1 pseudogene is annotated in these 515 nt (G+C 72.0%); it reads right to left on the bottom strand.

Annotated elements, in window-relative coordinates:
- Positions 1 to 515, bottom strand: a pseudogene (locus tag CTZ28_RS46525) (potassium-transporting ATPase subunit B); the annotation flags it as partial.

Below are 515 nucleotides of genomic sequence, written 5' to 3'. Positions count from 1 at the left end.
GTCCTTGACCACGTCCTTGAGGTGGATGACGCCCAGCACCCGGGCGCCCGCCTCGTCCTCGACGGCGACGAGCAGGGGGGTGCCGCCGGCCTCGGAGATACGGCCGGTGATCCCGTCGGCGTCCTCGCCGACCGTGCCGCCCCGCTCCCTGACCCAGGTGACGACCGAACCGGCGGCACCCTTGCGGATCCTCCGCCCGTCGACATCCACGCCCGACATCCGGGTCTGCGCGGTGAAGGCGATCCACTCGGCCTGCGCCAGCTCACCCTGATGCCGCTCACGCAACCCGTACCTCTCCTTCGCCAGCACCACCACCGAGCGGCCCTCGGGCGTCTCGTCGGCCAGCGAGGAGAGCTGGGCGGCATCGGCGAGTTCGGCCGCGGTCGTACCGTGCACCGGCACGAACTCGGCGGCCTGCCGGTTGCCCAGCGTGATCGTCCCGGTCTTGTCGAGCAGCAGCGTCGAGACATCACCCGCGGCCTCGACCGCCCGCCCCGACATGGCCAGCACATTGC

Source organism: Streptomyces shenzhenensis (genome assembly GCF_003688995.1).
Lineage (GTDB): Bacteria > Actinomycetota > Actinomycetes > Streptomycetales > Streptomycetaceae > Streptomyces > Streptomyces shenzhenensis_A.
Note: the sequence above shows the minus strand (reverse complement) of the source record. Positions and strands in the feature narration are given on the sequence as shown.